Genomic DNA, 26897 nt, shown 5'->3' with positions numbered 1-26897 from the left:
TTGGAGTGAACATGATCACCAAGGTGACGGATTTAAGCGGTGACAGCGATCTTGCCGCGCCGGCGGGTTTGATCGGAGAAGGCCCGCGTACCCTGCGGGCTGGCTTCATCCCGCTTGTCGACGCGTCCGTCCTGATCGCCGCGTCAGAATTCGGCTTTGCGCAGAAGGAAGGCCTGACCCTCGATCTGGTCAAGGACGTCTCCTGGGCCAATGTCCGCGACCGGCTCGCTTTCCGTCAATTCGATATTGCCCATATGCTGTCGCCCATGCCGGTCGCATCGATGCTGGGGCTCGGCTCTAATCCATCGCCGACGATCACCCCGTTTTCACTCGGGCGCGGGGGCAATGCAATCACCCTGTCGACGCGACTTTTCGCCCGCATGTGCGCAGCGGCAGCCCTGCCTGAGATGGCAAGCGCTCTGGAAAACGCGCAAGCTTTGGCGAAGGTCATTGACGGCCTGAAGGCCCTCGGTCAGCCGCTGCCGACATTTGGCGTCACCTACCCCTTCTCCTCACACAATTACGAATTCCGCTACTGGCTGGCAGCTGGCGGCATCGATCCAGACCGCGACGTCAAGCTCGTCGTCGTGCCGCCGCCAATGACATCCGATGCTTTGGCCGCCGGCGCTATTGACGGTTTTTGCGTTGGCGCACCATGGAATATGGTCGCCTCCGAGCGCGGCGTCGGCCGCATTGTCGCCACCAAGCAGGATATCTGGCCATCCGCACCGGAAAAGGTCATAGGCATGCGGCCGGAATGGGCGGAAACGCATCCCGAAACCGTCTCACGACTGATCGTAGCACTCGATGCGGCAGCACGCTGGTGCGACCGGTCGGACAATCACGACGCCCTGTCGGAAACGCTGGCCGACAGCCGCTATATCGCGGCGCCGGTGGATATCATCCGCCGCGTGCTGGCAGGTGAATTCAATCTTGACGACCAGGGCAATCGTCGCATCATCGACGGCTATTTCAAATTCCATGCCGGCTTTGCCAACTACCCCCGGCCGAGCCAAGCCCTGTGGATCTACAGCCAGATGATCCGGTGGCGCCAGGCCGATCTTTCCTCCGCTGGCATGACGGCCGCAGCAGCAGCCTATCGGCCCGACATCTACCGCTTGGCGCTGGGAGCGAGCGCAGCGCCGCTGCTGGATGATGATATCCGCACCGAAGGAGCCCTGGACGGCGACCGTTTCCTGGACGGGCAGGTTTTCGACCCGGCCCGGATCGCCGATTATCTCGCCGGTTTTCCGGTCAAAGGCGGCGCGCTCAGCGACGAAATCTGACCTTGGCCTTTTTGCGCTGCACAAAATTTCCCCCGTTGACTATGCCACCCCAAAGCAATCGCTGATTCTTTTTGCAATTAATTCTGCTGGCGAAAAAATATGCACTTAGCGCATCACGGCAAAACTCATTCAATTTCAACGACCTAATGTCTATTTTCTAAACTGGCACGGGTTTTGCTTGACATATATTGCTCCGGTCAATGGCGATCGCAGTGAGCCGAAGCCAAATAGGCCTTCGCAAAAGACATCGACGTCGCAAGGGTTTTGCAGTCCGGGATTCCTCCTTCCCGAAGACGCAAATCTCCGAGCGGCGTTTTTTATTGCCCAAATTCCGACCGACCACTCTTAAGGGAACCTGTTCATGAAGACGATTTTGAGCAACGGCATCACCCGTCGCAGCCTTCTCAAGACGACCGCTACCGCGGCAATGTTCGCCGCAGTCAAGACGGCCTTTCCGTCCGGCGCCTTTGCCGCCACAGCCGGCCCGGAAGTCACCGGCGTCAAGCTAGGCTACATCGCATTGACGGATTCGGCGGCACTCATCATCGCCAAGGAAAAGGGTCTTTTCGAAAAACACGGGCTTCCGGATGTCGAAGTCACCAAGCAGGCCTCCTGGGGTGCGACCCGCGACAATCTGGTGCTTGGCGGCGCAGCCAACGGCATCGACGGTGCGCATATCCTCTCGCCGATGCCCTATCTGATGCATACCGGCAAGGTGACGCAGAACAATGTCCCCGTGCCGATGGCGATCCTTGCCCGCCTTAACTGTGACGGCCAGGCGATCTCAGTGGCCAAGGAATACGCAGGCACGGGCGTCCAGCTGGACGCCTCCAAGCTCAAGGCAGCCTTTGAAAAAAAGAAAGCCGACGGCGGCGATGTAAAGGTCGCGATGACTTTCCCCGGCGGCACGCATGACCTTTGGCTCCGCTACTGGCTCGCTGCCGGCGGCATCGACCCCGACAAGGACGTCTCCACCATCGTCGTGCCGCCGCCCCAGATGGTGGCCAACATGAAGGTCGGCAACATGGATGCCTTTTGTGTCGGCGAGCCGTGGAATGAGCAGCTCGTCAACCAGGGTGTCGGCTTCACTGCGGCCTCGACTGGCGAACTGTGGAAGGGTCACCCGGAAAAGGCACTCGGGCTTCGCGCCGACTGGGTCGAGAAGAACCCGAACGCCGCCAAGGCATTGATGATGGCCGTTATGGAAGCCCAGATGTGGTGCGAAAGCACGGACAACAAGGACGAGATGGCGGCGATCGTCGGCAAGCGCCAGTGGTTCAACGTGCCGGTGAAAGACATTATCGGCCGGCTGAAGGGCGACATCAATTACGGCAACGGTCGGGTGGTCCACGGCACCGACCTCTCCATGAAGTTCTGGGCGAACGGCGCCTCCTATCCGTTCAAGAGCCATGACGTCTGGTTCATGGCCGAGAACGTCCGCTGGGGCAAGCTGGCACCCGATACCGACATCAAGGCGCTGGTTAACGAGGTAAACCGCGAGGACATCTGGCGGGCCGCCGCGGCCGATCTGGGCGTCGCTGCAGCCGACATTCCGGCCACGACCTCGCGCGGCAAGGAAACCTTCTTCGACGGCAAGGTCTTCGATCCGGAAAACCCCTCCGCCTATCTGGATAGCCTGTCGATCAGGGCGGCGTCCTGATCCGCAACCATCTTCGGCGCAGGGTTGCCTGCGCCGGTCTTCCTCTTCTTTTCAGGAGTCATTCCATGCCCGCACTGGCCCGCACGGAAAAAATCGTGACCGCAGCAACGCCCAGGAAGAGCGCAAGCGTGCTCGCCTTTTCACGCAAGCCGTCCTCACGCATAAAACCCCGGCAGATAGCCGCGGCAATCGCGCGCAACGTCTTGCCGCCGCTGGTGGTGATGATCATCATCCTGGCCATCTGGCAGATCCTCTGTTCGGAGGTGGGCGCGACGCTGCCGCCACCGTCGCAAGTCTGGCGGGAAAGCTATGACCTGATCGCCTATCCCTTCTTCAATTACGGATCGCAGGATATCGGCCTTGGCTGGCGGGTGCTCATTTCCCTGCAGCGCGTCGCCTATGGCTTCGGACTTGCGGCCTTCACCGGTGTCCTCATCGGCGCCCTGATAGGTCAGTCGATCTGGGCGATGCGCGGCCTCGACCCCATCTTCCAGATCCTGCGCACCGTTCCGCCGCTCGCCTGGCTGCCGCTGTCGCTGGCCGCGTTCCAGGACTCGAACCCATCGGCAATCTTCGTGATCTTCATCACATCGATCTGGCCGGTGATCATCAACACCGCGGTCGGCGTGCGCAACATCCCCCAGGACTACCGCAACGTCGCCAAGGTGCTCTGCCTCAACCAGTTCGAGTTCTTCTTCAAGATCATGCTGCCGTCGGCTGCACCCTACATCTTCACCGGCCTTCGCATCGGCATCGGTCTGTCATGGCTGGCCATCGTCGCGGCTGAAATGCTGACCGGCGGCGTCGGCATCGGCTTCTTCATCTGGGACGCGTGGAACTCCTCGCGCCTTCCCGACATCATCGTCGCGCTCGCCTATATCGGCGTCGTCGGCTTCATCCTCGACAAGCTGGTCTCAGCCGTCGGCACCATCGTTACCCGCGGCGCATCCGCCAACTGAGGATACTGTCATGAGCGCCTATCTCAAACTCGATCATATCGACAAGCACTTCGACCGGGGCGGTCAGCGCGCCGAGGTGCTGAAGGGGATCAACCTGACGATCACCAAGGGCGAGTTCGTCTCGATCATCGGCCATTCCGGCTGCGGGAAATCGACCCTGCTCAACCTGATCGCGGGCCTGACACCGGTCTCGTGCGGCGCGGTGCTGCTGGAAAACCGGGAAGTCAACGCGCCCGGCCCGGAGCGCGCCGTCGTCTTCCAGAACCACAGTCTGCTGCCCTGGCTGACGGTCTATGAAAACGTCAACCTTGCCGTCTCCAAGGTTTTCGGCAGGACCAAGAGCAAGACCGAGCGCCATGACTGGGTTATGGCCAATCTCGATCTCGTCCAGATGGGCCATGCCAAGGACAAGCGGCCGTCGGAAATCTCCGGCGGCATGAAGCAGCGTGTTGGCATCGCCCGCGCGCTCGCCATGGAGCCGAAAATCCTTTTGCTCGACGAACCTTTCGGTGCGCTGGATGCGCTGACACGGGCGCATCTGCAGGATGCGGTGATGGAAATCCACCTTCGTCTCGGCAACACCATGCTGATGATCACCCACGACGTCGACGAGGCCGTGCTGCTGTCCGACCGGATAGTGATGATGACCAACGGTCCCGCCGCTCACATCGGCGAAGTGCTCGACGTGCTGATTACCCGGCCGCGCAACCGTATCGATCTCGCCTCTGACAGGACTTACCTGAAATGCCGCGAGGCCGTGCTGAAGTTCCTCTACGAACGGCACTGCTTCGTCGAAGCCGCGGAGTAACCGATATGACCCAGAAACTCGTCGTCATTGGCAATGGCATGGCGCCCGGGCGCATGCTGGAGCACCTGCTTGAAAAAGCACCCGGCCGATACACTGTCACGATCTTCAACGCCGAGCCCCGCGTCAACTACGACCGCATCATGCTTTCGCCGGTGCTGTCGGGCGAAAAGACCTATGAGCAGATCGTCATCCACGGCGACGGCTGGTACATCGAAAATGGCATCACCCTCTACAAGGGCCACAAGATCATCTCGATCGATCGCTTAGCAAATACCGTCACGTCAGATCACGGGGTTACGGAAAGCTACGACAAGCTCGTCATCGCCACTGGCTCCATGCCCTTCATCATTCCGGTTCCCGGCAAAGACCTGCCGGGCGTCATCACCTATCGTGACATTGACGACGTGCAGGCCATGCTGCTGGCCGCCCAGTCGCGGGAGAAAGCCATCGTCATCGGCGGCGGCCTTCTCGGCCTCGAAGCCGCGGCAGGACTCAATGCGCGTGGCATGGATGTCACAGTGCTGCACGTCACGCCGACGCTGATGGACCGCCAGCTCGATCCGGCTGCCGGCTACCTGCTGCAGCGCGCCTTCGAGGAACGCGGCATCAAGGTCATCACCAAGGCCAACACCAAGCAGATCGTCGGCACTAGCAAGGTCGAGGGCATCGAGCTGGACGATGGCACGCTCATCCCGGCAAGCCTCGTGGTCATGGCCGTTGGTATCCGTCCGAATTCTGCGATTGCCAAAGACGCGGGCCTCGCAGTCAACCGCGGCATTGTCGTCGATGCCGGTATGCAGACCTCGGACGGCGACATTCTGGCACTCGGCGAATGCGCCGAAGTCGGCGGCATTGTCTACGGTCTCGTCGCCCCCCTTTACGAGATGGCGCGCATCGCCGCTGCGCATCTGGCTGGCGACCGCACGCCTGCTTTCGTTCATTCCGACACACCGACCAAGCTCAAGGTCACCGGCATCGAACTCTATTCGCTCGGTGATTTCGCCGAGGGCAACGACCGTGAGGAGATCGTCCTGCGCGACGCTTCGGCGGGTGTCTACAAGCGGCTGGTGCTGAAGGACAACCGCATCATCGGCACGGTACTCTACGGTGAGACCGCCGACGGCGCGTGGTTCAACGACCTGAAGAAGAAAGCCACCGATATCTCGGAAATGCGCGAAACGCTCATTTTCGGCCAGGCCTACCAGGGAGGGTCCCCGCTGGACCCTACGGCGGCCGTTGCAGCCTTGCCGGATGATGCGGAAATCTGCGGCTGCAACGGCGTCTGCAAGGGCAAGATTACAGGTACGATAACCGGCAAGGGGCTGACCTCGCTGGACGAGGTGCGCGCCCACACCAAGGCATCCGCCTCCTGTGGCTCCTGCACTGGCCTTGTCGAACAGCTGATGACCATCACGCTCGGCGATTCCTACAATCCGAAGACCGTGCAGCCGATGTGCGGTTGTACCGATCTCGGTCATGACGACGTGCGCCGCCTGATCAAGGCCAAAAGCCTGAAGACCATTCCGGCGGCCATGCAGGAGCTTGAGTGGAAGACTTCGTGCGGCTGCGCCAAATGTCGCCCTGCCCTCAACTACTACCTCGTCTGCGACTGGCCGGACGAATATGCCGATGACTACCAGTCGCGCTTCATCAACGAACGGGTTCACGCCAACATCCAGAAGGACGGCACCTATTCGGTCGTGCCGCGCATGTGGGGCGGCGTTACCAATGCCGGGGAATTGCGGGCGATAGCCGATGTGGTCGATAAGTTCGAGATTCCGATGGTCAAAGTGACGGGTGGCCAGCGCATCGACCTGCTCGGTATCGAGAAGGAAGACCTCCCTGCCGTCTGGGCCGATCTCGGCAAGGCCGGCTTCATCTCCGGCCAGGCCTACGCCAAAGGTCTGCGTACGGTCAAAACCTGCGTCGGTTCCGACTGGTGCCGTTTCGGCACGCAGGATTCAACCGGGCTCGGCATCCGCATCGAGAAGTTCATGTGGGGCTCCTGGACACCGGCCAAGCTGAAGCTGGCCGTCTCCGGCTGTCCGCGAAACTGCGCCGAGGCAACCTGCAAGGATATCGGCGTCATCTGCGTCGATTCAGGTTTCGAAATCCATTTCGCCGGCGCCGCCGGTCTTGACATCAAGGGCACAGAAATTCTGGGGCTGGTTAAAACCGAGGACGAGGCGCTGCACTACATCGTCGCGCTCACCCAGATGTATCGCGAGCAGGGCCGCTATCTTGAGCGCATCTACAAATGGGCCAAGCGCATCGGCCTTGACGAAATTCGCCACCAGATCATGGGCGATGCGGACAAACGCCAAGGCTATTTCGACCGCTTCGTGTTTTCGCAAGCGTTCGCCCAGGTCGACCCCTGGTCGGAGCGCGTCTCCGGCAAGGACAAGCATGAGTTCCGGCCGATGGCGACGTTCGGCTTTCCCGTGGCTGCGGAGTGATTGACATGGACAAAAATTGGATTGCGATCGGGGATATCTCCGCCATCCCTCTGCGCGGAGCGCGCTGCATCAATACGCGGCAAGGCAAGATCGCCGTCTTTCGCACGGCCGAAAACGAGGTTTTCGCCATCGAAGATCACTGCCCCCACAAGGGCGGGCCGCTCAGCCAGGGCATTGTGCACGGAACCGCTGTCACCTGCCCGCTGCACAACTGGGTGATTTCCCTCAAAACCGGCAAGGCGCTCGGCGCCGACCAGGGAGCCGTGCGCATCATCCCCGTGCGCAACGACGAGGGTGCTCTCTCCATCGCGCTCGAAAACCTGATGGTGGCGGCGGAATGACGGAGGCCGTGGCAATACCGCTCTCTGTCTCTTCGGAACATCTCCCCTTCAAGGGGGGAGATTGGATAGCGCATGCCGCCGCCCCGTGTGGCAAGTTGGTGGGCATTCTTGCGCAACTTGCCACACGAGGAGACGAATGCCTCAGCAAGCTCCCGATCTCCCCCCTTGAAGGGGAGATTTCAGCACGGCTGACAAAGGGGGGTGACAGCCTTGGTCATTGGGATACCGGGGGACACGCTGATGTCTGCTGAAACGAAAACCACCTGCCCCTACTGCGGTGTCGGCTGCGGCGTCATCGCAAAAACCGACGACAACGGCACGGTCAGCGTCAAGGGTGATCCGGATCATCCGTCCAATTTCGGGCGACTGTGTTCCAAGGGCTCGGCTCTGGCGGAAACCATCGATCTCGACGGACGTGTTCTTTACCCGCAGATCGACGGGCAACGCACGAGTTGGGACAAGGCGCTCAATCTTGTCGCCTCCCGTTTTTCTGAAACCATCGCCGAACATGGCCCGGATTCGGTGGCTTTTTACGTCTCGGGACAGTTGCTGACGGAGGATTACTACGTCGCCAACAAGCTGATGAAGGGTTTTGTCGGTTCGGCCAATATCGACACCAATTCACGCCTTTGCATGTCATCCTCGGTCGCCGGTCATCGCCGCGCTTTCGGTTCCGATACCGTTCCGGGTATTTACGAGGACATCGAGCTTGCCGATCTGGTCATCCTGACCGGCTCCAACTTGGCCTGGTGCCATCCTGTCATCCACCAGCGGCTCGCCGCCGCCAAGGCAGCCCGCCCTTCCCTGAAAGTCGTCGTCATCGACCCGCGCCGGACGATGACGGCCGATATGGCCGACCTGCATCTGGCCATCCGTCCGGATGGCGACGTCGCTCTGTTCATGGGCCTGTTGGCTCATCTTGCCGGCACGTCTGCCATCGACCAGAACTATATAGGCATGCACACCAACGGTTTTGCAGAAGCCTTCGCCGCCGCGTCGGCCCTCGACAGCGCCGATCTGATGGAACTGACCGGCCTGCCCTCCATGCAGTTGCGCCAGTTCTTCCGACTTTTTGAAGATACCGACAAGGTCGTTACCTGCTATAGTCAGGGTGTCAACCAGTCCGCCTCCGGCACCGACAAGGTCAACGCCATCCTCAACTGTCATCTGGCGACGGGCCGCATCGGCCGTCCGGGCATGGGTCCTTTCTCGCTGACCGGCCAGCCGAATGCCATGGGTGGACGCGAGGTCGGCGGTCTTGCCAATATGCTCGCCGCCCACATGGGGATCGAGAATGCCGAGGACTGCGACCGCGTCCAGCGTTTCTGGCGATCCCCTGGTGTTGCCCGCAAGCCTGGACTGAAAGCCGTCGACATGTTCCGCGCTGTTGCCGACGGCCGCATCAAGGCACTCTGGATCATGGCCACCAACCCGGTCGTCTCGATGCCCGACGCAGATGCTGTCGCGGCCGCGATCGCCGCCTGCCCCTTCGTCGTCGTGTCCGACGTCCTTCTGCAAACCGACACGACGAAATACGCCCATGTACTTCTGCCATCCCGGGGGTGGGGCGAGAAGGACGGCACGGTGACCAATTCCGAGCGCCGCATCTCCCGCCAGCGCGCTTTCCTCACTCCACCCGGCGAAGCGAAGGCCGACTGGTGGCAGATGGCCGAAGTCGGGCGCCGCATGGGCTTTGCAGACGAATTCTCGTTTCCATCCGCAGCAGAGGTCTTTGCCGAGCACGCCGCCCTGTCCGCCTTCGAAAACAACGGCAGCCGCGGTTTCGATATCGGTGCGCACAAGCAGATCGAAGAAGCGACCTACGATGCGCTGGACCCTTTTCAATGGCCCCAGCCGGAAGGTGCAGAACCACGCGTAACGCGGTTCTTCAGCGACGGCGGGTTCTTCCATTCCGACCGCAAGGCGCGTTTCGTTCCCGTCAGCGCTCCCGTCTCGGACCGGACGAGGACCAAATTCCCGCTGACGCTCAACACCGGCCGCATTCGCGACCAGTGGCACACGATGACACGGACCGGCAAAAGCGCTCGCCTCTCTGCCCATATCGCCGAGCCCTTTGCCGAAATCCATCCGCGTGACGCCATGGAAATCGGTATCGCCACCGCCGGCCTCGTCGAGATCGAAAGCCCCTATGGCAAGGCCGTCGCTCGTGCCCTCGTCACCGACCGCCAGGCGCGTGGTAGCCTGTTCGTGCCGATGCACTGGAACGATCAGTTCGCCGCAAAAGCCCGTATCGACGCCGTCGTCGCGCCGATCACCGACCCCCTTTCCGGCCAGCCGGCATCGAAGAACGTTGCCGTCGCTGCCCGGCCGCTGAAGGTTGCAAGCTATGGCTTTGCGGTCTCGGCCGCCAAGCCGCAGGGGCTCAATACCATTTACTGGGCCCTGGCAAAGGCCGACGGCGGCTGGCGTCTGGAACTGGCGTTCGATCCCGCGCCCGAAGACTGGACGGAATGGTGCCGAACCCATCTCAGCATACCCGACCATATCGAGCCGCTCGGCTACGCCGATGCCCAGACCGGTGACATACGCCTAGCCTTCTTCGACGGTGACAGATTGCTTGCCGCGTTCTTCCTCGCCCGCCGCCCTGTCGCGGTCGCGCGCAACTGGGCGATCGAGCAATTGACTGTCCAGCATACCGAAATGGCCAAACGGTTCGCCGTCGTCGCCGGACGCCCGAGCGCCGGACGCATGGATCCGGGCGCCACCGTCTGCTCCTGCCTCAGCGTCGGCATCAATCAGATCGTCGCTGCGGTGCGCGGCGGTTGCCACAGCGTCGAGGCTGTCGGCAAGGAAGTGAAAGCGGGAACCAATTGCGGCTCCTGCCGCGCCGAGATCAGGGGGATCATCGATGGATGTCTTGCAGCTGCAGCCGAGTGACTGGAACGCCCGCCCTGCCCGCATGGCTCCGCTTGCTAAACTCCCGGTCTTTTGGGCGCTCGAAGGAAAACGCGCGATCATCGCAGGCGGGTCCGACGCCGCAGCCTGGAAGGCGGAACTTCTCGCCGCTTGCGGAGCCGAGATCCAGGTCTACGCGGAAGAATTGAGCGAGACGTTTGCCAACCTCATCAATCACGATGACCGGTTCTTTCATCACCGGAAGCAATGGTCGCCTGCATCGTTCGAAGGCGCGGCTATCGCCGTTGCCGATTGCGAAGATGACGAGGCGGCCGCCACGTTCTACGAGGCAGCCTGCGGAGCAGGCGTGCCAGTCAACGTCATAGACAACCCGAAATACTGCCAGTTCCAGTTCGGCTCGATCGTCAACCGCTCGCCTGTGATCGTCGCAATTTCGACCGATGGCGCGGCCCCCATCCTAGCCCAGGCGATCCGCCGCCGTATTGAGACGCTTTTGCCGCCATCGCTAAAATCCTGGGCGGCACTGGCGCATGCCGTCCGTGAAAAAGTCAATGCCCGGTTAAGCCCCGGCGCGCCACGTCGCGCCTTCTGGGAAGGTTTCGTCAATCGCGCTTTCGGCCCGGCACCCGGGAACGATACCGAGGGCAATCTTCTCTCGGAGGCCGGCCGTTTCGAGGCCATGGCGAAGGCTTCCACCGGCCGTGTAACCCTCGTGGGAGCAGGCCCCGGTGATGCGGAACTCCTGACGCTGAAAGCGGTGCGCGCGCTGCAGGGGGCCGACGTCATCCTGTTCGACGATCTGGTTTCCGACGAGGTGCTGGAACTCGCCCGCCGCGAGGCCAAGCGGTTGCTGGTCGGAAAACGCGGCGGCCGGACAAGCTGCAAGCAGGAAGACATCAATGCCATGATGATTTCGCTCGCCAAGGCCGGAAAGCATGTCGTTCGTCTCAAGTCCGGCGACCCGATGATCTTCGGCCGTGCCGGAGAGGAAATCGCCCACCTGGCGAAGGAAGGCATTCCCGTGGACGTCGTACCTGGAATCACCGCCGCCTGTGCCATGGCTGCCCGGCTAGGCGTTTCATTGACGCATCAGGACCATGCACAAGCCGTCCGGTTGGTCACCGGTCACGCCCGTTCCGGCGATCTGCCCACGAACCTGGATTGGCAAGTTCTCGCCGAACAGCAAACCACGACGATTTTCTATATGGGCGGCCGCACCGCCAACCAGATCCGCGAGCGGCTTCTGGCGGCGGGAATGGATAGGAAGACCCCGGTAGTCGTGATGAGTGCGATCACACGTATCAATGAGACGCGTTGGCTGGGCGCGATTGACGACCTGCCGAAAGCCATGGAGGTCGTTGGGCCTGACGACCCAGTCCTGATAGGTATCGGCACCGTCTTTGCCCAGGCGACGTTATCCCAAAGGACCGAGAGCGGGATTTCACAACTGCAAAGCGTCGCGATAGCCCTTCCGGACGAAAGGTGGGGGGTGCAATGATGCTGGATCTCATACACGTGGTCTTACTCAGTCTTGCTATCGGCCTGAGCTGGGTGGGATGTGCAAAAATATTCTCGAGCGAGACCAACCATGGCGATCTGTTGTCGCCCCGGCTCACGATTGCGGCAGCAGTGAATTTGTCGGCAATTGGCTTATCCTTTGCGCAAAGCGATATGGGTCTTGCGATAAGCACGGTGGTACTTGGTCTGGTGTTAGCAGCTTCGACCGCCAAAACTCTGAATCCGATACTTGGCCTCCCGGTCTCAGTCGCAAGCCTATCACTTTATCTGCATCTGAACCCCCTGTAGCCGGTCCGAATTGTAGGATGCTCGGTGGCCCGGCCGGCGGGATAACGCTGAAAATTCCACCCTGCACGTCCATTGCCGGTGGCGTTGCCGCGTTGATCCTTTGCCAATTTTGGAATCGCAGGGGAAAATGGCAATCACCTCTGGGGCACGATCAGTAACCGGAGACCGCCTGTCTCAGCCCATGCGCTCGGACGCATAGGACCCCGGGCTTGCCGGAAACACCACAGTGCGGTTGCCGTTGATGAAGGTGCGGTGGTGGATATGGGCGTGCACGGCGCGCGCCAGCACCTGGCTTTCCACGTCGCGGCCGATCGAGACATAATCCTCGGCCGACTGGGCATGGGTGATGCGGGCAATGTCCTGCTCGATGATCGGGCCTTCGTCGAGATCGGCAGTAACATAATGCGCCGTTGCACCGATCAGCTTGACGCCGCGCTCATAGGCCTGCTTGTACGGGTTGGCACCCTTGAAGGATGGCAGGAACGAGTGGTGGATGTTGATGATCTTGCCCGACATTTTCTGGCACATCTGATCCGACAGGATCTGCATGTAGCGGGCAAGCACGATCAGTTCGGTGCCGGTCTGCTCCACCACGTCCATGATTCGGGCCTCCGCCTGCGGCTTGTTGGCCTTGGTGACCGGGATATGGTGGAACGGGATGTCGTGATTGACGACGACCTTCTGGTATTCGAAATGGTTGGAAACGACGCCGACGATCTCGATCGGTAGCGCGCCGATCTTCCAGCGGTAGAGCAGGTCGTTGAGGCAATGACCAAAGCGCGACACCATCAAGAGCACCTTCATTCGGTGCTCGCTATCGAGGATATCGGCTTCCATGCCAAAGCGGGTCTTTACCGCCTCAAACCCGGCCTTCAGCGTGTCGAGTGTCGCACCTTCCTGGCTGATGAAGGTCAGGCGCATGAAGAACAGGCCGGTTTCCATGTCGTCAAACTGCGAGCTGTCGGTGATGTAACAGCCCTCGTCGGCCAGATAGCCGGTAATCGCCGCGACGATGCCACGGGTGGATTTGCACGATACGGTCAGAACGTAGCTCTTCATCGGTAGTTTGGCTTTCTTGGCGCACCTCTCAGCGAGGTTAGCGTGTTGGAACTTAGAATTTTCGTCATTGCCCGGAATTCAGGCCATGGATTTCAGGAATTCTGCCAGTTCGGTGGGATCGATGCCGACCAGATGGGCCTTTGCAGGATAGGCGCCAGATTTGACGTCGGCGACGAACTCGGAAAAGGCTGCGGTCCGTTCCTGCTGCAGGCGATCATATTCAGCGGCGAAATTGCGATAGATCTTCGCATGGCGCGGAACATGGCCCTTGTTGGCGCCGAGCACATCGTCGGCAAAGAGATATTGCGCATCGCACCCTGTGCCGGCGCCCATGGAGAGCATCAGCATCGACGTCCGCTCACTGATCGCCGCCGCGACCTCCCCCGGCACGACCTCGATCTCGGCGCAAAAGGCTCCGGCTTCCTCGAGCGCCTTTGTCTGGCGCCAGATTTCCAATGCGCTGACCGAGGTCTTTCCAACAGCACGGAAACCGCCGGTCCATGTCGCCTTTGAAGGGATCAGGCCGACATGGCCGCAGACGGGAATGCCCTCGTCACGCATACGGCGGACAGTTTGCAGGCTTGCCGCGCAATAGACGGCATCGCCGCCTGCGCGCAGCGCCTTGAACGCTGCCCTGATGTAATCGTCTGCCGTGATCAGATCGCCATACTCAAGGCCTGGGAAAGCGAATACCGAAGGTGCTGCTTCGCGAAACACAGAGCCGAGCAGTTGAGGGGGCACGGAGACGAGATCGACACCCGCCCTCTCCGCAGCTTCAGCCTCATCCAGTGTTTCAACACGCAGCATGCTCAACTGGCGTTTGCCCTTCATCGACAAAAGGTCGGCCACGGTAGGACGGCGGTTCTTCATCGGTCTCTCTCCCATTGGTGCGGCCGGCGTGACATTGGTCGCCGCATTGTGTGGTTTTGTTGTCTTTTGAAGGAAACCCCGGTGCGTGGCAGTGGCGTTTCAAGACTATTTTGGTGAGCCTATTTTCAGGCAGCCAGCAAGGACTTCAGCTTTGTTCCGGGGGTTGAAAGCGCCACCGGATCCGGACGAACACCAGCCGCGATCATCATTTCGGCAAGACGAATATCGCGGGCAACAGCATTGCCGGTACCTATGCCGCTTGCGGCAAGCAGGCGGCCATCGGCGGCCAGATGAAACAGAATGAAGGCGCCGTCTGCCATATCCCGGCGCACCGTCTGCGGAGCGCCATCCGCCATCCCGGCGATCTGCAGGGTGAGGTCGTACTGATCAGACCAGAACCACGGCACCGCCGATATCGCCTCTTCGCCACCCATCAGGTTGCCTGCGGCAAGATTGCCTTGGTCATGTGCGTTGCGCCACGCTTCCAGCCGCAGACGCCGGCCGTCGTAATGGGCCAAGGGAAAAGAGCAGCAGTCTCCGGCCGCATAGATATCCGGGGCGGATGTTCTCAAGTACCGATCAACCGCAATGCCGTTGTCGATCGCAAGCCCGGCATCACGGGCAAGCTCAACATTCGGAATGGCACCAATGCCCACCACGATCATATCAGCATTGATGGTTCGCCCGTCCTCCAGAAGAATGCTGGCGCTATCACGTCCTTCCGTCAAACCTTGAATCTTGGTGCCGCAGAGAATTTCAACGCCTTCCGCCCGATGCCGTTCGGCAATGACGGTTGCCACGGGTTCCGGTACGCCGCGCGTCAAAATACGGGGAAGCCCCTCGACCAGCGTCACCTGTGCACCGAGCTTGCGCGCGGTTGCGGCGAGCTCCAGGCCGATGAACCCGCCCCCAATGACGGCAAGATGCTTGCCCGGCTGCAGCGCCGCGCGAATGCTGACTGCGTCCTGATGGGTTCGCAATGTCTTGATCCGGTCGCTCGCCCCGGCGAGACCGGGAAAGGGCCGCGGCCTCGCGCCGGTTGCAAGCAACAGCCGGTCGTAGGCCAGCTTGTCGCCATTGGAAAGCCGGACTGATTTTCCGGCCGAGTCGAGGCTTTCGACGCTGATGCCGGTCAGCACCTGGATGCCCGCGTCCGTATAGCGGGTAGCCTCTGACACAAATTTTGGCTCGTGGCCGTGCAGCAAAGCGTCCTTCGATAAAGGCGGCCGTTCATAAGGCAGGTGCTCTTCTGCGCCCACCAGCGTGATCTGGCCGTCGAAACTCTTTTCGCGGAGGGCGAAAGCGGCGCGCGCGCCACATTCTCCCGCGCCGATGATGACGATATGTGACATGGGAAGCTCTTCTCACGAAAAGGAAATAAGGACGGTACCTGCCTCAACCTTGACCGGATAGGTCTTCAGGTTGACGCAGACGGGAGCACCCTTGGCTTCGCCGGTCTTGTAGTTGAATCGGCCGTTGTGCTTTGGACATTCGATGATGTCGTCCATCACCAATCCGTCCGCCAGATGGATCTTTTCATGCGTACAAAGACCATCCGTCGCAAAGAACTTGTCGTCGGGGCTACGATAGATCGCAAACGTCCTGCCCTCGTGATCGAAACGCATGACGTCCTCTTCGTCGATCTCATCCGTCGCGCAGACTTCCACCCAATTGCTCATCGTCTCCTCCGTTTCAATTTTGTATCCGTACCGGCCTATTCGGCGGCGATCTGGTCTGCATGAAACTCTTCGCGGTAAGGCTTGGCTGTTGCCGGCAATTCGCGCTTGAGAAAATAATCCTCGTTCTTGAGCTGGCGTAGAAAGGCCGGTATCATCTCACGATACCCTTCAAGCATCGACCTGTTCGGCGCCGGCAAGTCGTGCTTGATCATTTCATGCAGCTGCGGGAGCGCGTGGTAGGGGACCATCGGGAACATGTGATGTTCGACGTGGTAATTCATGTTCCAATATACGAACCGGCTGAAGGGGTTCATGTAGACACTTCGGCTGTTCAGCCGGTGATCAATCACGTTATCGGCAAGTCCGCCATGCTGTAGAAGGCCAGTCATGACGTGGTGCCAAGCGCCGTAAAGACGTGGCAAGCCGATCAGCATCAAGGGCAGGATCGACCCCATGCAAATGGCGAGTGCAATGGTCGCGGCGTAGATCGCCAACCATATCCGCGCGACGATAACCACACGCGGTTGCTCCTGCTCGGGAATAAACGTCTTCTCTGCATCGCTGATAACGCCGAACGCGTTGCGGACCATGTCCATCATGCCGTAGCCGGCATCCAGAATGCCGAAGAAGTTGAGCACAAGGCGAAACAGATCCGGCGGGCGCATGACGGCGATTTCCGGATCACGCCCGACGATGACGGTATCCGTGTGGTGCCGTGTATGGCTCCAGCGCCACGTAACAGGGTTGCGCATGATCATGAAGCAGGCGATCTGGTAGACAGCATCGTTCAACCAGCGCGTTTTGAACGCTGTGCCATGACCGCATTCATGCCAGCGCGAATCTGAAGCCGAGCCGTACATCACGCCGTAGATCAGGAAGAACGGCACGCACCACCAGGAGCCCCAGAAATAGATGCCGAGCGCGCCGGTGACGATCATGCTGCCGAGCCAGAGGGCCGTATCGCGGATGGCGGGACCGTCCTCGCGCTTCATCAGCTCCTTCATCTGCTTGCGGGGAATGTCGGTATGATACCATTCAGCGGCAGCCAGCCCGCTTTCGACAGCAGCCCGGCTATCGCGCCCAAGCAGACTGTAATCGCGTTTTGTAACAACCCTGTCCATCTGATCCTCCCTGACCCCATTCCGGCACAGGATGCCGTTGTGCTGTTCTGTGATCATGAGGATAGGTTGACTTTGTCCGGGGCTCAATGCAGCCTTGATATATTCTATCAAAAGACATCAACCATGCAATGATGGAATGCAAGAATACCTCAGGAGTGGGCATGACCGGACGACCAACCATTACCGATCTCGCCAGGGCAGCCAATGTCAGCGTGGCGACGGTGGACCGTGTCCTGAATGGCCGTCACCGTGTACGCGAAGAGACCGCGCGCCGGGTTTATGAGGCGGCCAAATCGATCGGCTACCATGCCGTTGGCCTGCTACGTCAGCGGGTGTTTGAGGATCTGCCGCAATACCGGCTGGGCTTTATTCTGCAGAAGCCGAACCAGTTCTTCTATCAAACCTTGGCGAAGGAAATTGAAAACGCAGCCCTCACCGCCCCGGGTATCCGCGTGACGCCGCAGATTGATTTTGCCGCAAGCTCGACGCCAACTGCCATCACGGAAAAGCTGAAAAGCATGGGCGCGCGAAATCAGGCAATCGCGCTTGTGGGGCCGGATTATCCAGCCGTAACGACGGCCGTCGAGGAACTGAAGGAACGCGGCATTCCCGTCTTCTCGCTTCTGTCTGATTTCGCCACGGGTGTACGCGAGGGGTATGTCGGGCTCAACAACCGGAAAGCAGGGCGTACTGCAGCTTGGATGATCTCCAAGGCGGCGCGAAAACCGGGAAAGGTGGCCGTTTTCGTCGGCAGCCATCGTTTCCACGGGCACGAACTGCGCGAAATCGGCTTTCGGTCTTATTTTCGCGAAAACGCTCCTGAGTTCGAAGTTCTGGACACGCTGGTCAATCTGGAAACAGCCGAGATCACCCATGAGGCGACGCTGAACCTGCTGCAGCGCCATCCCGATCTCGTTGGATTCTACGTCTGTGGCGGGGGTATGGAGGGCGCGATTTCAGCCGTCGCCGAAGAAAACCTGGCGGGAAAGCTTCTTGTTGTGGTCAACGAACTGACGCCTGAATCGCGTGCTGCCCTCGCCGACGATATCGTGACCATGGCGATATCGACACCCGTTGCCGATCTGACGCGCGAGCTCGTCGCCCTGATGGTGGGTGCAATCGACCGTGGCGTTGCCGGCGTGCCAGGCCAGACTTTCCTTCCATTTGATATATTCACGCCTGAAAACATCTAGTGTGCTTTGCCAGAATGATAGAATAACGTCATTTCGATGATGAATTCTTTCAGCAATGCAAGAGAAGTCGACGCCTTCCTCTTTGACTAGACCCGCATAAGCTGATGCTCTCCTCCCGAAAGACCGTGTGTCCGGTGCATGAATTCCGCGTGCTGGGCATCTTTCCTTTCGAATTCATTTGCAGGAGGAACATCCGTGACGACCCTTTCATTTGCCCTCAACCACATGACCGCCCCAGCATTGCCGCTGGACGAATTCTTTGCACTCGCCACATCGCTCGGCATTTCCGCCGTTGAAATCCGCAACGACCTGGCCGGCAACGCCATCATTGACGGAACACCTGCTGCGGCAGTCAAGGCGCTCGCCGAGAAGCACGGACAAACGATCATCTCGATCAATGCCCTACAACGGTTCAACGAGTGGACCGATGAGCGTGCGAGCGAGGCGCAGGACCTCATCACCTATGCCCTGGACTGTGGCGCCCACGCGCTGGTTCTCGTTCCCGTCAATGATGGCAGTGGCCAAAAGGATGGCGAGCGGCAAGCCAATCTTCAACAGGCGCTGACTGCGTTAAAGCCGATGCTTGAGAAGGCCGGGATAACAGGCCTCGTCGAACCGCTCGGTTTCGAAATCTGCTCCTTGCGTTCCAAAACCGAAGCCGTCGAAGGCATTCGGGCAATCGGCGGCAAAGGAACGTTCAAGGTCGTGCACGATACGTTCCATCATCATCTCGCAGGAGAAGAAAAAATCCATCCGGAAATGACGGGTCTGGTCCACATATCCGGCGTTGCCGATCCGGGTGTTGCGGTGAACGACATGCGCGATCCGCATCGTATCCTCGTCGACGCCGCCGACCGTCTGGACAATACCGGTCAGGTCCGGAAGCTCCGGGAAGGCGGCTATGACGGGCTTTTTTCTTTCGAGCCGTTCTCCCCGGCCGTGCATCAATCTGCCAATGTCAAGGCCGCCGTCAGCCAGAGCATGGGCTACCTCTCGGCCACGGCATGATTTCAGGCACGTTCTATCTCGTGCGTTGGCTCGATTATCGGTTGAAACGCCCTTGACGATGAATGGATAAAATGGAATACATATTCCGTATTGACATCACTGCGGTTTGTTTATTCTGTTTTGATGCAAGACCCGCCTGGGAGAGGCGGGTTACGGGAATTGGGCACCACCGGGAACGGGGTGCCTCCGGCTTGTGGAGGGTGGTCGCCGGTCACCGTTTTGTGGAGGAACTACATCATGAAGAAAATGATTATGAGCGCGGCCCTGGCTGTGATGATGTCGACAGCGGCACATGCCGAAACCGTCGGCGTTTCGATGGCACTGTTCGACGATAACTTCCTGACCGTTCTGCGCAACGGCATGCAGGATTATGCCAAGACGCTCGACGGCGTCACGCTGCAGGTTGAAGACGCGCAGAACGACGTTGCCAAGCAGCAGAGCCAGATCCAGAACTTCATTGCCGCCGGCGTCGATGCCATTGTCGTCAACCCGGTCGATACCGATGCGACCGCCGCGATGTCGAAGATTGCCGCCGATGCGGGCATTCCGCTGGTTTACGTCAACCGCGAACCGATCAACATCGACGCGCTCCCGGAAAAGCAGGCATTCGTTGCATCCAACGAAGTTGAGTCCGGCACGCTCGAAACCCAGGAAGTTTGCAAGCTGCTGGGCGGCAAGGGTAAGGCCGTCGTCATGATGGGCGAGCTTTCCAACCAGGCGGCGCGCATGCGCACCAAAGACATCCACGACGTTTTGGCAACTGACGCCTGCAAGGGCATCACCATCGTTGAAGAGCAGACCGCAAACTGGTCGCGTACCCAGGGCGCCGACCTGATGACCAACTGGCTTTCGGCTGGTCTCGAATTCGATGCCGTCATCGCCAACAACGACGAAATGGCGATTGGCGCCATTCAGGCGCTCAAAGCTGCCGGCCGTCCGATGGACAAGGTCGTTATCGGCGGCGTCGATGCGACACAGGACGCGCTTGCCGCCATGGCAGCGGGTGATCTCGATGTGACGGTGTTCCAGAACGCCGCCGGTCAAGGCAAGGGTGCGCTTGACGCCGCCCTGAAGTTCGCGCGCGGCGAAACGGTCGAAAAGAAAGTCTATATTCCTTTCGAACTTGTCACCCCGGCCAACCTCAAGGACTATCAGGCGAAGAACTGAGCCTGAACACCGGGGCGCGCTTATCCGCGCCCCGGATTGCCCGGTTTCGTTGATCACGGGTGCATTGCGCCTGCAACGAAGACTATGAGGAGACCTTGCTGCCTCAAGGCGCAGGTCCCGGCCAGAAAGGCGACAGGGAGGCATCACCACAATGGTCAGTCCGACAACAATGGCGGCGGTACGTGCCAGTGGCGCCGTACCCAAAGCCGAATATCTTCTCGCCGTCGAAGGCGTTCGCAAGGAGTTTCCAGGCGTCGTCGCGCTCGATGATGTGTCCTTCCGCCTGAAGCGCGGCACGGTGCACGCGCTGATGGGCGAAAACGGCGCCGGCAAATCGACGTTGATGAAGATCCTTGCCGGCATCTACACGCCCGACAAAGGCGAGGTGAAATTCAAGGGTGTCGATATCCGGCTGAAATCGCCGCTGGATGCGCTCGAAAACGGTATCGCCATGATCCATCAGGAACTCAACCTGATGCCGTTCATGACGGTCGCAGAAAACATCTGGATCCGCCGCGAACCCCTCACCCGGTTCGGCTTTGTCGATCATGGCGAAATGAACCGGAAAACGGCGGACCTTTTCAAGCGCCTGAACATTGCGCTTGATCCGCAAGCCGAGGTGCGTGACCTATCGATCGCCAATCGCCAGATGGTCGAGATTGCCAAGGCGGTATCCTACGAATCCGACGTCCTGATCATGGACGAGCCGACATCGGCGCTGACCGAGCGTGAAGTCGCCCACCTCTTCACCATCATCCGCGACCTGCGCAGCCAGGGTATCGGCATCGTCTACATTACCCACAAGATGAACGAGCTGTTTGAGATCGCCGACGAGTTCTCGGTGTTCCGAGACGGAAAATATATCGGTACACATGCCTCCACGGACGTGACCCGCGACGACATCATCAAGATGATGGTCGGCCGCGAAATCACTCAGATGTTCCCGAAGGAAGACGTTCCGATCGGCGATGTCGTACTCTCGGTGAAGGACCTCTGTCTGAAAGATGTCTTCCACGATGTATCGTTCGATGTGCGCGCCGGCGAAATCCTCGGCGTTGCGGGCCTTGTCGGCTCTGGTCGCTCGAATGTGGCGGAAACGCTGTTCGGCGTGACGCCGGCAAGCTCCGGAACGATTGAGATCAACGGCAAGGCGTTGAAGATCGGTTCACCGACGCAAGCCATCCGCAACCGCATGGCTTTCCTCACGGAAGATCGCAAGGACACCGGCTGCCTGCTGATCCTTGATGTCCTGGAAAACATGCAGATTGCGGTGCTGCAGGACAAGTTCGTCAAGATGGGCTTTGTCGATCAGAAGGCCGTCTCAGCCAAATGCGAGGAAATGGCCCGCAAGCTACGGGTAAAAACCCCGAATCTGCAGGAGCGCATTGAGAACCTTTCGGGCGGCAACCAGCAGAAGGCGCTGATCGGCCGCTGGCTTTTGACCAATCCGCGCATCCTCATACTCGACGAGCCGACACGCGGCATAGACGTCGGCGCCAAGGCGGAAATCCACCGGCTGGTAACCGAACTCGCCAGGGACGGCGTCGCCGTCATCATGATTTCGTCGGAAATGCCCGAAGTTCTCGGCATGAGCGACCGCGTCATGGTGATGCACGAAGGCCGGGTCACGGGTTTCCTCGACCGGGCCGAAGCGACCCAGGTCAAAGTCATGGAACTTGCAGCGCAGTGATGGCGCGCTTTTAGAAATACCATCAGGGAGGACACAGCAAATGAGCACCAAGATCGAGGCTTCGGCCGCAACGGCATCGCCGCCAGCCAGCAAGCGGCGCATCCCGCCGGAATTCAACATCTTCCTGGTGCTGATCGGCATCGCGCTGGTGTATGAAGTACTTGGCTGGATCTTCATCGGCCAAAGCTTCCTGATGAACCCCCAACGCCTGACGATCATGATCCTGCAGGTGGCGGTCATCGGCATTATTGCAGTCGGCGTCACGCAGGTCATCATCACCGGCGGTATCGATCTGTCCTCCGGCTCTGTTGTCGGCGTGACAGCGATGATTGCCGCCAGCGTGGCACAGGCCTCGACCTGGCCGCGCGCGCTCTACCCTGCATTGACCGATCTTCCGGCCATCGTCCCTATCACCCTTGGGCTCTGTGTCGGCTTGCTGGCCGGCCTCATCAATGGCTGGCTGATCGCAAAGACGAAGATACCGCCTTTCATCGCTACTTTGGGTATGATGGTGTCGGCACGTGGCCTGTCGAAATGGTACACCAAGGGACAGCCCGTTTCCGGTCTGACCGACCAGTTCAACTTTATCGGCACCGGCATCTGGCCAGTCATCGTCTTCCTCGTCGTCGCTCTCATCTTCCATATCGCCCTGCGATATACCCGCTACGGCAAGTTCACCTATGCGATCGGCGCCAATGTCCAGGCTGCCCGCGTCTCCGGCATCAATGTCGAAGCGCATCTGATCAAGGTTTACGCAATCGCTGGCATGCTGGCAGGTCTCGCCGGCGTGGTGACCGCTGCCCGCGCACAGACGGCACAGGCCGGCATGGGTGTGATGTACGAACTTGATGCGATTGCGGCAACCGTCATCGGCGGCACGTCGCTTGCCGGCGGCGTCGGGCGGATCACTGGCACGGTCATCGGCACCGTGATCCTCGGCGTCATGACCTCCGGCTTCACCTTCCTGCGGGTCGATGCCTATTACCAGGAAATCGTCAAAGGCATGATTATTGTCGCCGCGGTCGTGGTCGATGTCTACAGGCAGAAAAAGCGCAAGACGGTCTGACGGACACAATACAGGTGACGAGGGTAATCGATATGAAACCATTGGGCGTCGGCTTGATCGGTACGGGATACATGGGCAAGTGCCATGCACTGGCCTGGAACGCGGTAAAAACGGTCTTCGGCGACGTCGCCCGCCCAAGGCTGGTGCATCTGGCGGAAGCCAATGCGGAGCTTGCCACCGTGCGCGCCGACGAGTTCGGCTTTGAAAAGGCAACGGCTGACTGGCGCCGGCTCATCGACAATCCGGACGTCGATGTCGTCTCGGTCACCACGCCCAACCAATTCCACGCCGAGATGGCCATTGCAGCCCTCGAAGCCGGAAAACACGTCTGGTGCGAAAAGCCGATGTCGCCTGCATTTCCCGACGCTCAACGCATGCTAAAGGCGGTCGAGGCTTCCGGCAGGGTTGCCATCATGGGCTACAACTATATTCAGAACCCGGTCCTGCGCCACATGAAGACGCTGATCGATGAAGGTGCGATCGGCGCCGTCAACCACGTCCGTGTCGAGATGGACGAGGATTTCATGGCCGATCCCGAGGCGGCCTTCTACTGGAAGAGCGAACGTTCGGCGGGCTATGGCGCACTGGATGATTTCGCGGTGCATCCCCTGTCACTGCTCTGGTATCTTTTCGGCCATGTCCGTTCGGTCATTGCCGACATGACGAAACCCTATGCCGACCGTCCCTTGAAGGATGGTGGCCGCCGGGCAGTGGAAAACCATGATGGCGTCAATATCCTCATGCGGCTCGACAACGGTATCTCCGCTGTGCTCATGGCAAACCGCGCTGCCTGGGGCCGAAAAGGCCGCATCGCGCTGCAGATCTATGGATCCAAGGGCTCGATCCTTTACGATCAGGAACGCATGAACGAGTTCGAACTCTATCAGGCCGACGGCAATACCACCGAACAAGGCTTTCGGCGCGTCCTGACAGCACCCTCTCATGCACCATACGGTCACTTCATCCCGGCGCCCGGTCATGGCCTCGGCTTCAATGACCTGAAAATCATCGAGTGCCACGAACTGATCCGCGCCATCGAGGGCGAGCCATTTTCGGCGATCGATTTCAGGCAGGGCTTGCGCATCGAGCAGTCCGTCCATGCCATGGCGCGATCGTTTGATGAAAGAGCCTGGATCGAGGTCGACGAGGGTGCAAATCACCTCTGAAGAAGAGCCCTGCGGTCAAGTACCACATAGGCTTCGCACCAACTCTGCTCCTACGCAGACTGGAAAGCCTTGGGCACCCAGGCAGGCTTTGCCATGCCGTAGCCGCTTTTTTTTCAAAAACCCATGTAGGTAAATGATCATTCTGCGCTGAAGATTTGATCCTGCGTTCGAACATACGGTTTCGGGAACGCGAAGGCGCCTGCATTGGGGAGGCGCCGTTTGGCCGGGCAGAGGCTGGAGAAACTCCACATCCGTGGGAGATTACATTGGGTATGCTTGCCTATGTTTTCATGACATGCTGAATGCCAAGCGCCTACCGCAATTGGCCAATGTTCCGCCCGATTTTCCCAATTGTTGAGTGGCTGCCTATTGCATCCCTTCCTGCAAATCCGCTTCATCGGCAAGAATGGCGGCGGCTTCATTGAGCAAAACATCTTTTGCATTCTTGCGGGCATTTTCGATTGCAATATCAGCGCTCAGGCTGCGCTCGTTTGCTTGCAGCCCGTCATCTTCACCAAGGTCCATCCCATCGTTTATCTGCGCGCGTGCCTTGAGACGAGTTGCCTGAGCAGCCAATTCATTTCGACGTTCGGTTAGATTGAGAGAGATGACGCCTTTCTCGCGCTGCGCTTTCAGTTCGGCGATGTCTTCCACAAAGCGTTGGAAATCCCCATCGTTTCGCACCCGAGCATCATGACGCTTTTGCAGTTGCGGCAGCAAAGCCGCCAAATCACCGGTAGGCGCATATTTCGCTGGCTTGATCTGTTTCCACGGCAAAGCGTTGTCATAACTCGCTTCACCAAAGCTCTTCGTATCGGAAAGGCCCGGCAAGCTGATATCAGGCGTGACGCCGTGCAGCTGCGTCGTTCCGCCGTTAACACGGAAAAACTGGGCAATCGTCAATTTCAGCTGGCCGAATTTCGGTTTGCTGTTGTTGGCCGCCTTGTCAAGATCAACCACGGTTTGCACGGTGCCTTTGCCGAAACTGGGTTCGCCGATGATCACACCACGGCCGTAGTCTTGTATCGCTGCTGCAAAAATTTCGGAAGCCGACGCAGAACCGCGATTGATCAAAACACCAACCGGACCAGTCCAGGCGGGCACTGGACGATCATTGCTTTCGACCTCTACCCTGCCGTTGGCACCGCGTTGCTGAACCACGGGACCTTTTCCGAGGAACAGACCTGTCAATTCAATCGCCTCGGTCAACGAACCGCCGCCGTTGTTGCGTAAATCAATTACAACACCATCGACGTCGTCTTGCTTCAGTTCGCCGAGAAGCTTGCCAACATCACGGCTGGCACTTCGATAATCCGGGTCGCCTTTTCGCCGCGCTTCGAAATCTTCATAAAACGCCGGCAACGTAATCACGCCGATTTTGCGCGTCGCCCCGCCATCCTTTATGGAAAGGGTGGTTTTCTTGGCAGCCTGCTTTTCGAGGCTTATCTTATCGCGCGTCAGCCTGATGATGCGGTGGCTGCCATCTGGCCCGACATCCGCTGGCAAAATGTCCAAACGTACGACAGAACCTTTTTTCCCCCGTATCATTTGCACGATTTCATCGAGGCGCATGCCCACCACTTCCTTTACCGGGCCGTCCTCGCCTTGACCGACACCGGTGATGCGGTCACCGACCGTAAGCTTGCCCGACAATTGCGCCGGGCCACCTGGCACGAGTTCACGGATCGTCGTGTAGTCATCCCGCTCCTGCAAGACCGCACCGATACCAACCAGCGAAAGCTTCATGGAAATATCGAACTCAGCTGAAGCCCTTGCGCCGAAATAGTCTGTGTGCGGATCAACCGACGTCGTATAGGCACCCATGAAGGACTGGAAAACATCGTCGCTCTTGTACTTGAAAGCGCGCTCGAAGGAGTTTTGATAGCGTTTGTCGAGCGTATCGCGAATGATCGCGTCCGTTTTGCCCGCCAGCTTCAGCCGCAGCCAGTCGCCTTTGACACGTTTTCGCCAGAGATCATCGCTTTCGGCTTCAGATTGCGGCCAAGGGGCTTCGTCGCGCAACAAGGAATAAGCTTCCTGCACACTGAAATCGAAGTTCTGTTTGAGCAAGGTGCGCGCATAGTCCATCCGGCCGGCAACGCGCTGCTCATAGACGTTGAAAATCGAAAACGGGATCCGCAGGTCTTCCCGTTTAATGGCATCGTCAATCTTTGCGCTGTCAGCCATGAATTTATCGATGTCCCCCTGCAGAAACAGCGTTCGGTCTGGATCCAGGGACTTGATGAAGCGGGTCATGATCTTGGCTGACAAGGCATCGTCAAGCGCTATGGGCCTGTAGCCGAAACGCGTCAGAAATTGCGCGCTCAAGCGAGCGGCTTGCGCCTGTTGCTGTAGTGGCGCCAAAACGGGCAGCGATTCGGTTTCCAGAGCATATGCGGATGGTGCGATTGCCAGGAAGATGCCAAGCAAGCGGTAATGTATACGCATTCAGCTTCCAATTCTTAATGTCGTGTCATTGACGAGTGACGTTGGTGGAACAATTATGGTTCTTTGGCAATCGAAGGGATGCGCTGCCTCGATGCACCGGTCCTCCGCGCCCATCTGCTTTGAAGAGCCACGCTATTTCGCTCAATTCAAGATCGCGTGACGTAGAAATCCCCGATGGCAGGCAGCTGGGCCGGTCTTGGAAGGATGCCTGATTATTGATATCTGGGCTAGACGCCC

The 26897-nt window shown here is 59.4% G+C and carries 21 protein-coding genes; 15 read left to right on the top strand and 6 right to left on the bottom strand.

The features are described 5' to 3' along the window. Positions 1–11 precede the first annotated feature (11 nt). The 9 genes from ACP7E0_RS15800 to ACP7E0_RS15760 all read left to right on the top strand — a co-directional run bounded on the left by ACP7E0_RS15800 (position 12) and on the right by ACP7E0_RS15760 (position 12193). Positions 12–1286, top strand: coding sequence for a CmpA/NrtA family ABC transporter substrate-binding protein (locus ACP7E0_RS15800; RefSeq protein ID WP_426126081.1), 1275 nt, complete (start codon positions 12–14; stop codon positions 1284–1286). Positions 1287–1647: 361 nt separating this feature from the next. Beyond that, positions 1648–2946, top strand: coding sequence for a CmpA/NrtA family ABC transporter substrate-binding protein (locus ACP7E0_RS15795; protein WP_426125988.1), 1299 nt, complete (start codon positions 1648–1650; stop codon positions 2944–2946). Positions 2947–3011: 65 nt separating this feature from the next. Next, positions 3012–3905 (top strand): nitrate ABC transporter permease, encoded by an 894-nt coding sequence (ntrB, locus tag ACP7E0_RS15790; RefSeq protein ID WP_426125987.1) that lies wholly within the window; start codon positions 3012–3014, stop codon positions 3903–3905. A gap of 10 nt (positions 3906–3915) precedes the next feature. Next, complete coding sequence (locus tag ACP7E0_RS15785; RefSeq protein WP_426125986.1) at positions 3916–4713, top strand: ABC transporter ATP-binding protein; 798 nt, start codon at positions 3916–3918, stop codon at positions 4711–4713. Positions 4714–4718: 5 nt separating this feature from the next. Beyond that, complete coding sequence (gene nirB / locus ACP7E0_RS15780; RefSeq protein ID WP_426125985.1) at positions 4719–7169, top strand: nitrite reductase large subunit NirB; 2451 nt, start codon at positions 4719–4721, stop codon at positions 7167–7169. Between the two features lie 5 nt (positions 7170–7174). Further along, positions 7175–7510: a nitrite reductase small subunit NirD gene (gene nirD / locus ACP7E0_RS15775; protein WP_426125984.1), complete on the top strand. Its 336-nt coding sequence runs from the start codon at positions 7175–7177 to the stop codon at positions 7508–7510. A gap of 240 nt (positions 7511–7750) precedes the next feature. Further along, positions 7751–10408 (top strand): molybdopterin-dependent oxidoreductase, encoded by a 2658-nt coding sequence (locus tag ACP7E0_RS15770; RefSeq protein WP_426125983.1) that lies wholly within the window; start codon positions 7751–7753, stop codon positions 10406–10408. Next, positions 10380–11885, top strand: a complete 1506-nt coding sequence (gene cysG / locus ACP7E0_RS15765) for a siroheme synthase CysG (protein ID WP_426125982.1) — start codon at positions 10380–10382, stop codon at positions 11883–11885. Before ACP7E0_RS15770 ends, cysG begins: the two co-directional genes overlap by 29 nt. Beyond that, positions 11882–12193: a hypothetical protein gene (locus ACP7E0_RS15760; protein WP_426125981.1), complete on the top strand. Its 312-nt coding sequence runs from the start codon at positions 11882–11884 to the stop codon at positions 12191–12193. Before cysG ends, ACP7E0_RS15760 begins: the two co-directional genes overlap by 4 nt. 174 nt (positions 12194–12367) lie before the next feature. Here the strand turns inward: ACP7E0_RS15760 and purU are convergent, their stop codons facing one another. The 5 genes from purU to ACP7E0_RS15735 form a co-directional block, all read right to left on the bottom strand. Then, on the bottom strand, positions 12368–13252 hold the full coding sequence (gene purU, locus ACP7E0_RS15755) for a formyltetrahydrofolate deformylase (protein ID WP_426125980.1): 885 nt from the start codon (positions 13250–13252) through the stop codon (positions 12368–12370). Positions 13253–13330: 78 nt separating this feature from the next. Beyond that, positions 13331–14122, bottom strand: a complete 792-nt coding sequence (locus ACP7E0_RS15750) for a 3-methyl-2-oxobutanoate hydroxymethyltransferase (protein ID WP_426125979.1) — start codon at positions 14120–14122, stop codon at positions 13331–13333. A 125-nt stretch (positions 14123–14247) separates the two neighbouring features. Beyond that, positions 14248–15474 (bottom strand): NAD(P)/FAD-dependent oxidoreductase, encoded by a 1227-nt coding sequence (locus ACP7E0_RS15745; RefSeq protein WP_426125978.1) that lies wholly within the window; start codon positions 15472–15474, stop codon positions 14248–14250. A 12-nt stretch (positions 15475–15486) separates the two neighbouring features. Then, positions 15487–15801 (bottom strand): MocE family 2Fe-2S type ferredoxin, encoded by a 315-nt coding sequence (locus tag ACP7E0_RS15740; RefSeq protein WP_426125977.1) that lies wholly within the window; start codon positions 15799–15801, stop codon positions 15487–15489. Positions 15802–15836: 35 nt separating this feature from the next. Then, positions 15837–16922: a fatty acid desaturase family protein gene (locus ACP7E0_RS15735; protein WP_426125976.1), complete on the bottom strand. Its 1086-nt coding sequence runs from the start codon at positions 16920–16922 to the stop codon at positions 15837–15839. Between the two features lie 161 nt (positions 16923–17083). Between ACP7E0_RS15735 and ACP7E0_RS15730 the strand changes: the two genes are divergently transcribed. The 6 genes from ACP7E0_RS15730 (at position 17084) to ACP7E0_RS15705 (ending at position 24212) form a co-directional block, all read left to right on the top strand. Next, on the top strand, positions 17084–18115 hold the full coding sequence (locus tag ACP7E0_RS15730) for a LacI family DNA-binding transcriptional regulator (protein WP_426125975.1): 1032 nt from the start codon (positions 17084–17086) through the stop codon (positions 18113–18115). Between the two features lie 195 nt (positions 18116–18310). After that, positions 18311–19123 carry a TIM barrel protein gene (locus ACP7E0_RS15725; RefSeq protein WP_426125974.1) on the top strand — a complete coding sequence of 271 codons (813 nt, stop codon included), beginning with the start codon at positions 18311–18313 and terminating at the stop codon, positions 19121–19123. Between the two features lie 237 nt (positions 19124–19360). Then, a complete protein-coding gene (locus ACP7E0_RS15720; protein ID WP_426125973.1) occupies positions 19361–20290 on the top strand; it encodes a sugar ABC transporter substrate-binding protein in 930 nt (309 codons plus the stop codon). Between the two features lie 151 nt (positions 20291–20441). Continuing rightward, positions 20442–21980 (top strand): sugar ABC transporter ATP-binding protein, encoded by a 1539-nt coding sequence (locus ACP7E0_RS15715; protein ID WP_426125972.1) that lies wholly within the window; start codon positions 20442–20444, stop codon positions 21978–21980. A 40-nt stretch (positions 21981–22020) separates the two neighbouring features. Next, positions 22021–23046, top strand: a complete 1026-nt coding sequence (locus ACP7E0_RS15710; protein WP_426125971.1) for an ABC transporter permease — start codon at positions 22021–22023, stop codon at positions 23044–23046. A gap of 32 nt (positions 23047–23078) precedes the next feature. Continuing rightward, entirely contained in the window at positions 23079–24212 is a 1134-nt protein-coding gene (locus tag ACP7E0_RS15705) for a Gfo/Idh/MocA family protein (RefSeq protein WP_426125970.1), read from the top strand. Positions 24213–24578: 366 nt separating this feature from the next. Here ACP7E0_RS15705 and ACP7E0_RS15700 read toward each other — a convergent pair whose 3' ends face one another. Next, entirely contained in the window at positions 24579–26660 is a 2082-nt protein-coding gene (locus ACP7E0_RS15700) for a carboxy terminal-processing peptidase (RefSeq protein ID WP_426125969.1), read from the bottom strand. Positions 26661–26897 lie beyond the last annotated feature (237 nt).

The organism is Pararhizobium sp. PWRC1-1 (genome assembly GCF_049897905.1).
In the GTDB taxonomy this organism is placed as follows: domain Bacteria; phylum Pseudomonadota; class Alphaproteobacteria; order Rhizobiales; family Rhizobiaceae; genus Pararhizobium.
The sequence above is the reverse complement of the archived record's forward strand: the minus strand, read 5'-3'. Positions and strand labels throughout refer to the sequence as shown.

Bases quoted from the DNA above. Each gene is read 5' to 3' on its own strand.
- nirB (WP_426125985.1), top strand. From the start codon at position 4,719: ATGACCCAGAAACTCGTCGTCATTGGCAATGGCATGGCGCCCGGGCGC.
- cysG (WP_426125982.1), top strand. From the start codon at position 10,380: ATGGATGTCTTGCAGCTGCAGCCGAGTGACTGGAACGCCCGCCCTGCC.
- ACP7E0_RS15730 (WP_426125975.1), top strand. From the start codon at position 17,084: ATGACCGGACGACCAACCATTACCGATCTCGCCAGGGCAGCCAATGTC.
- ACP7E0_RS15745 (WP_426125978.1), bottom strand. From the start codon at position 15,474: ATGTCACATATCGTCATCATCGGCGCGGGAGAATGTGGCGCGCGCGCC.
- ACP7E0_RS15795 (WP_426125988.1), top strand. From the start codon at position 1,648: ATGAAGACGATTTTGAGCAACGGCATCACCCGTCGCAGCCTTCTCAAG.
- ACP7E0_RS15800 (WP_426126081.1), top strand. From the start codon at position 12: ATGATCACCAAGGTGACGGATTTAAGCGGTGACAGCGATCTTGCCGCG.
- nirD (WP_426125984.1), top strand. From the start codon at position 7,175: ATGGACAAAAATTGGATTGCGATCGGGGATATCTCCGCCATCCCTCTG.
- ACP7E0_RS15710 (WP_426125971.1), top strand. From the start codon at position 22,021: ATGAGCACCAAGATCGAGGCTTCGGCCGCAACGGCATCGCCGCCAGCC.
- purU (WP_426125980.1), bottom strand. From the start codon at position 13,252: ATGAAGAGCTACGTTCTGACCGTATCGTGCAAATCCACCCGTGGCATC.
- ACP7E0_RS15785 (WP_426125986.1), top strand. From the start codon at position 3,916: ATGAGCGCCTATCTCAAACTCGATCATATCGACAAGCACTTCGACCGG.
- ACP7E0_RS15740 (WP_426125977.1), bottom strand. From the start codon at position 15,801: ATGAGCAATTGGGTGGAAGTCTGCGCGACGGATGAGATCGACGAAGAG.
- ACP7E0_RS15760 (WP_426125981.1), top strand. From the start codon at position 11,882: ATGATGCTGGATCTCATACACGTGGTCTTACTCAGTCTTGCTATCGGC.
- ACP7E0_RS15750 (WP_426125979.1), bottom strand. From the start codon at position 14,122: ATGAAGAACCGCCGTCCTACCGTGGCCGACCTTTTGTCGATGAAGGGC.
- ACP7E0_RS15735 (WP_426125976.1), bottom strand. From the start codon at position 16,922: ATGGACAGGGTTGTTACAAAACGCGATTACAGTCTGCTTGGGCGCGAT.
- ntrB (WP_426125987.1), top strand. From the start codon at position 3,012: ATGCCCGCACTGGCCCGCACGGAAAAAATCGTGACCGCAGCAACGCCC.
- ACP7E0_RS15770 (WP_426125983.1), top strand. From the start codon at position 7,751: ATGTCTGCTGAAACGAAAACCACCTGCCCCTACTGCGGTGTCGGCTGC.
- ACP7E0_RS15715 (WP_426125972.1), top strand. From the start codon at position 20,442: ATGGTCAGTCCGACAACAATGGCGGCGGTACGTGCCAGTGGCGCCGTA.
- ACP7E0_RS15700 (WP_426125969.1), bottom strand. From the start codon at position 26,660: ATGCGTATACATTACCGCTTGCTTGGCATCTTCCTGGCAATCGCACCA.
- ACP7E0_RS15705 (WP_426125970.1), top strand. From the start codon at position 23,079: ATGAAACCATTGGGCGTCGGCTTGATCGGTACGGGATACATGGGCAAG.
- ACP7E0_RS15720 (WP_426125973.1), top strand. From the start codon at position 19,361: ATGAAGAAAATGATTATGAGCGCGGCCCTGGCTGTGATGATGTCGACA.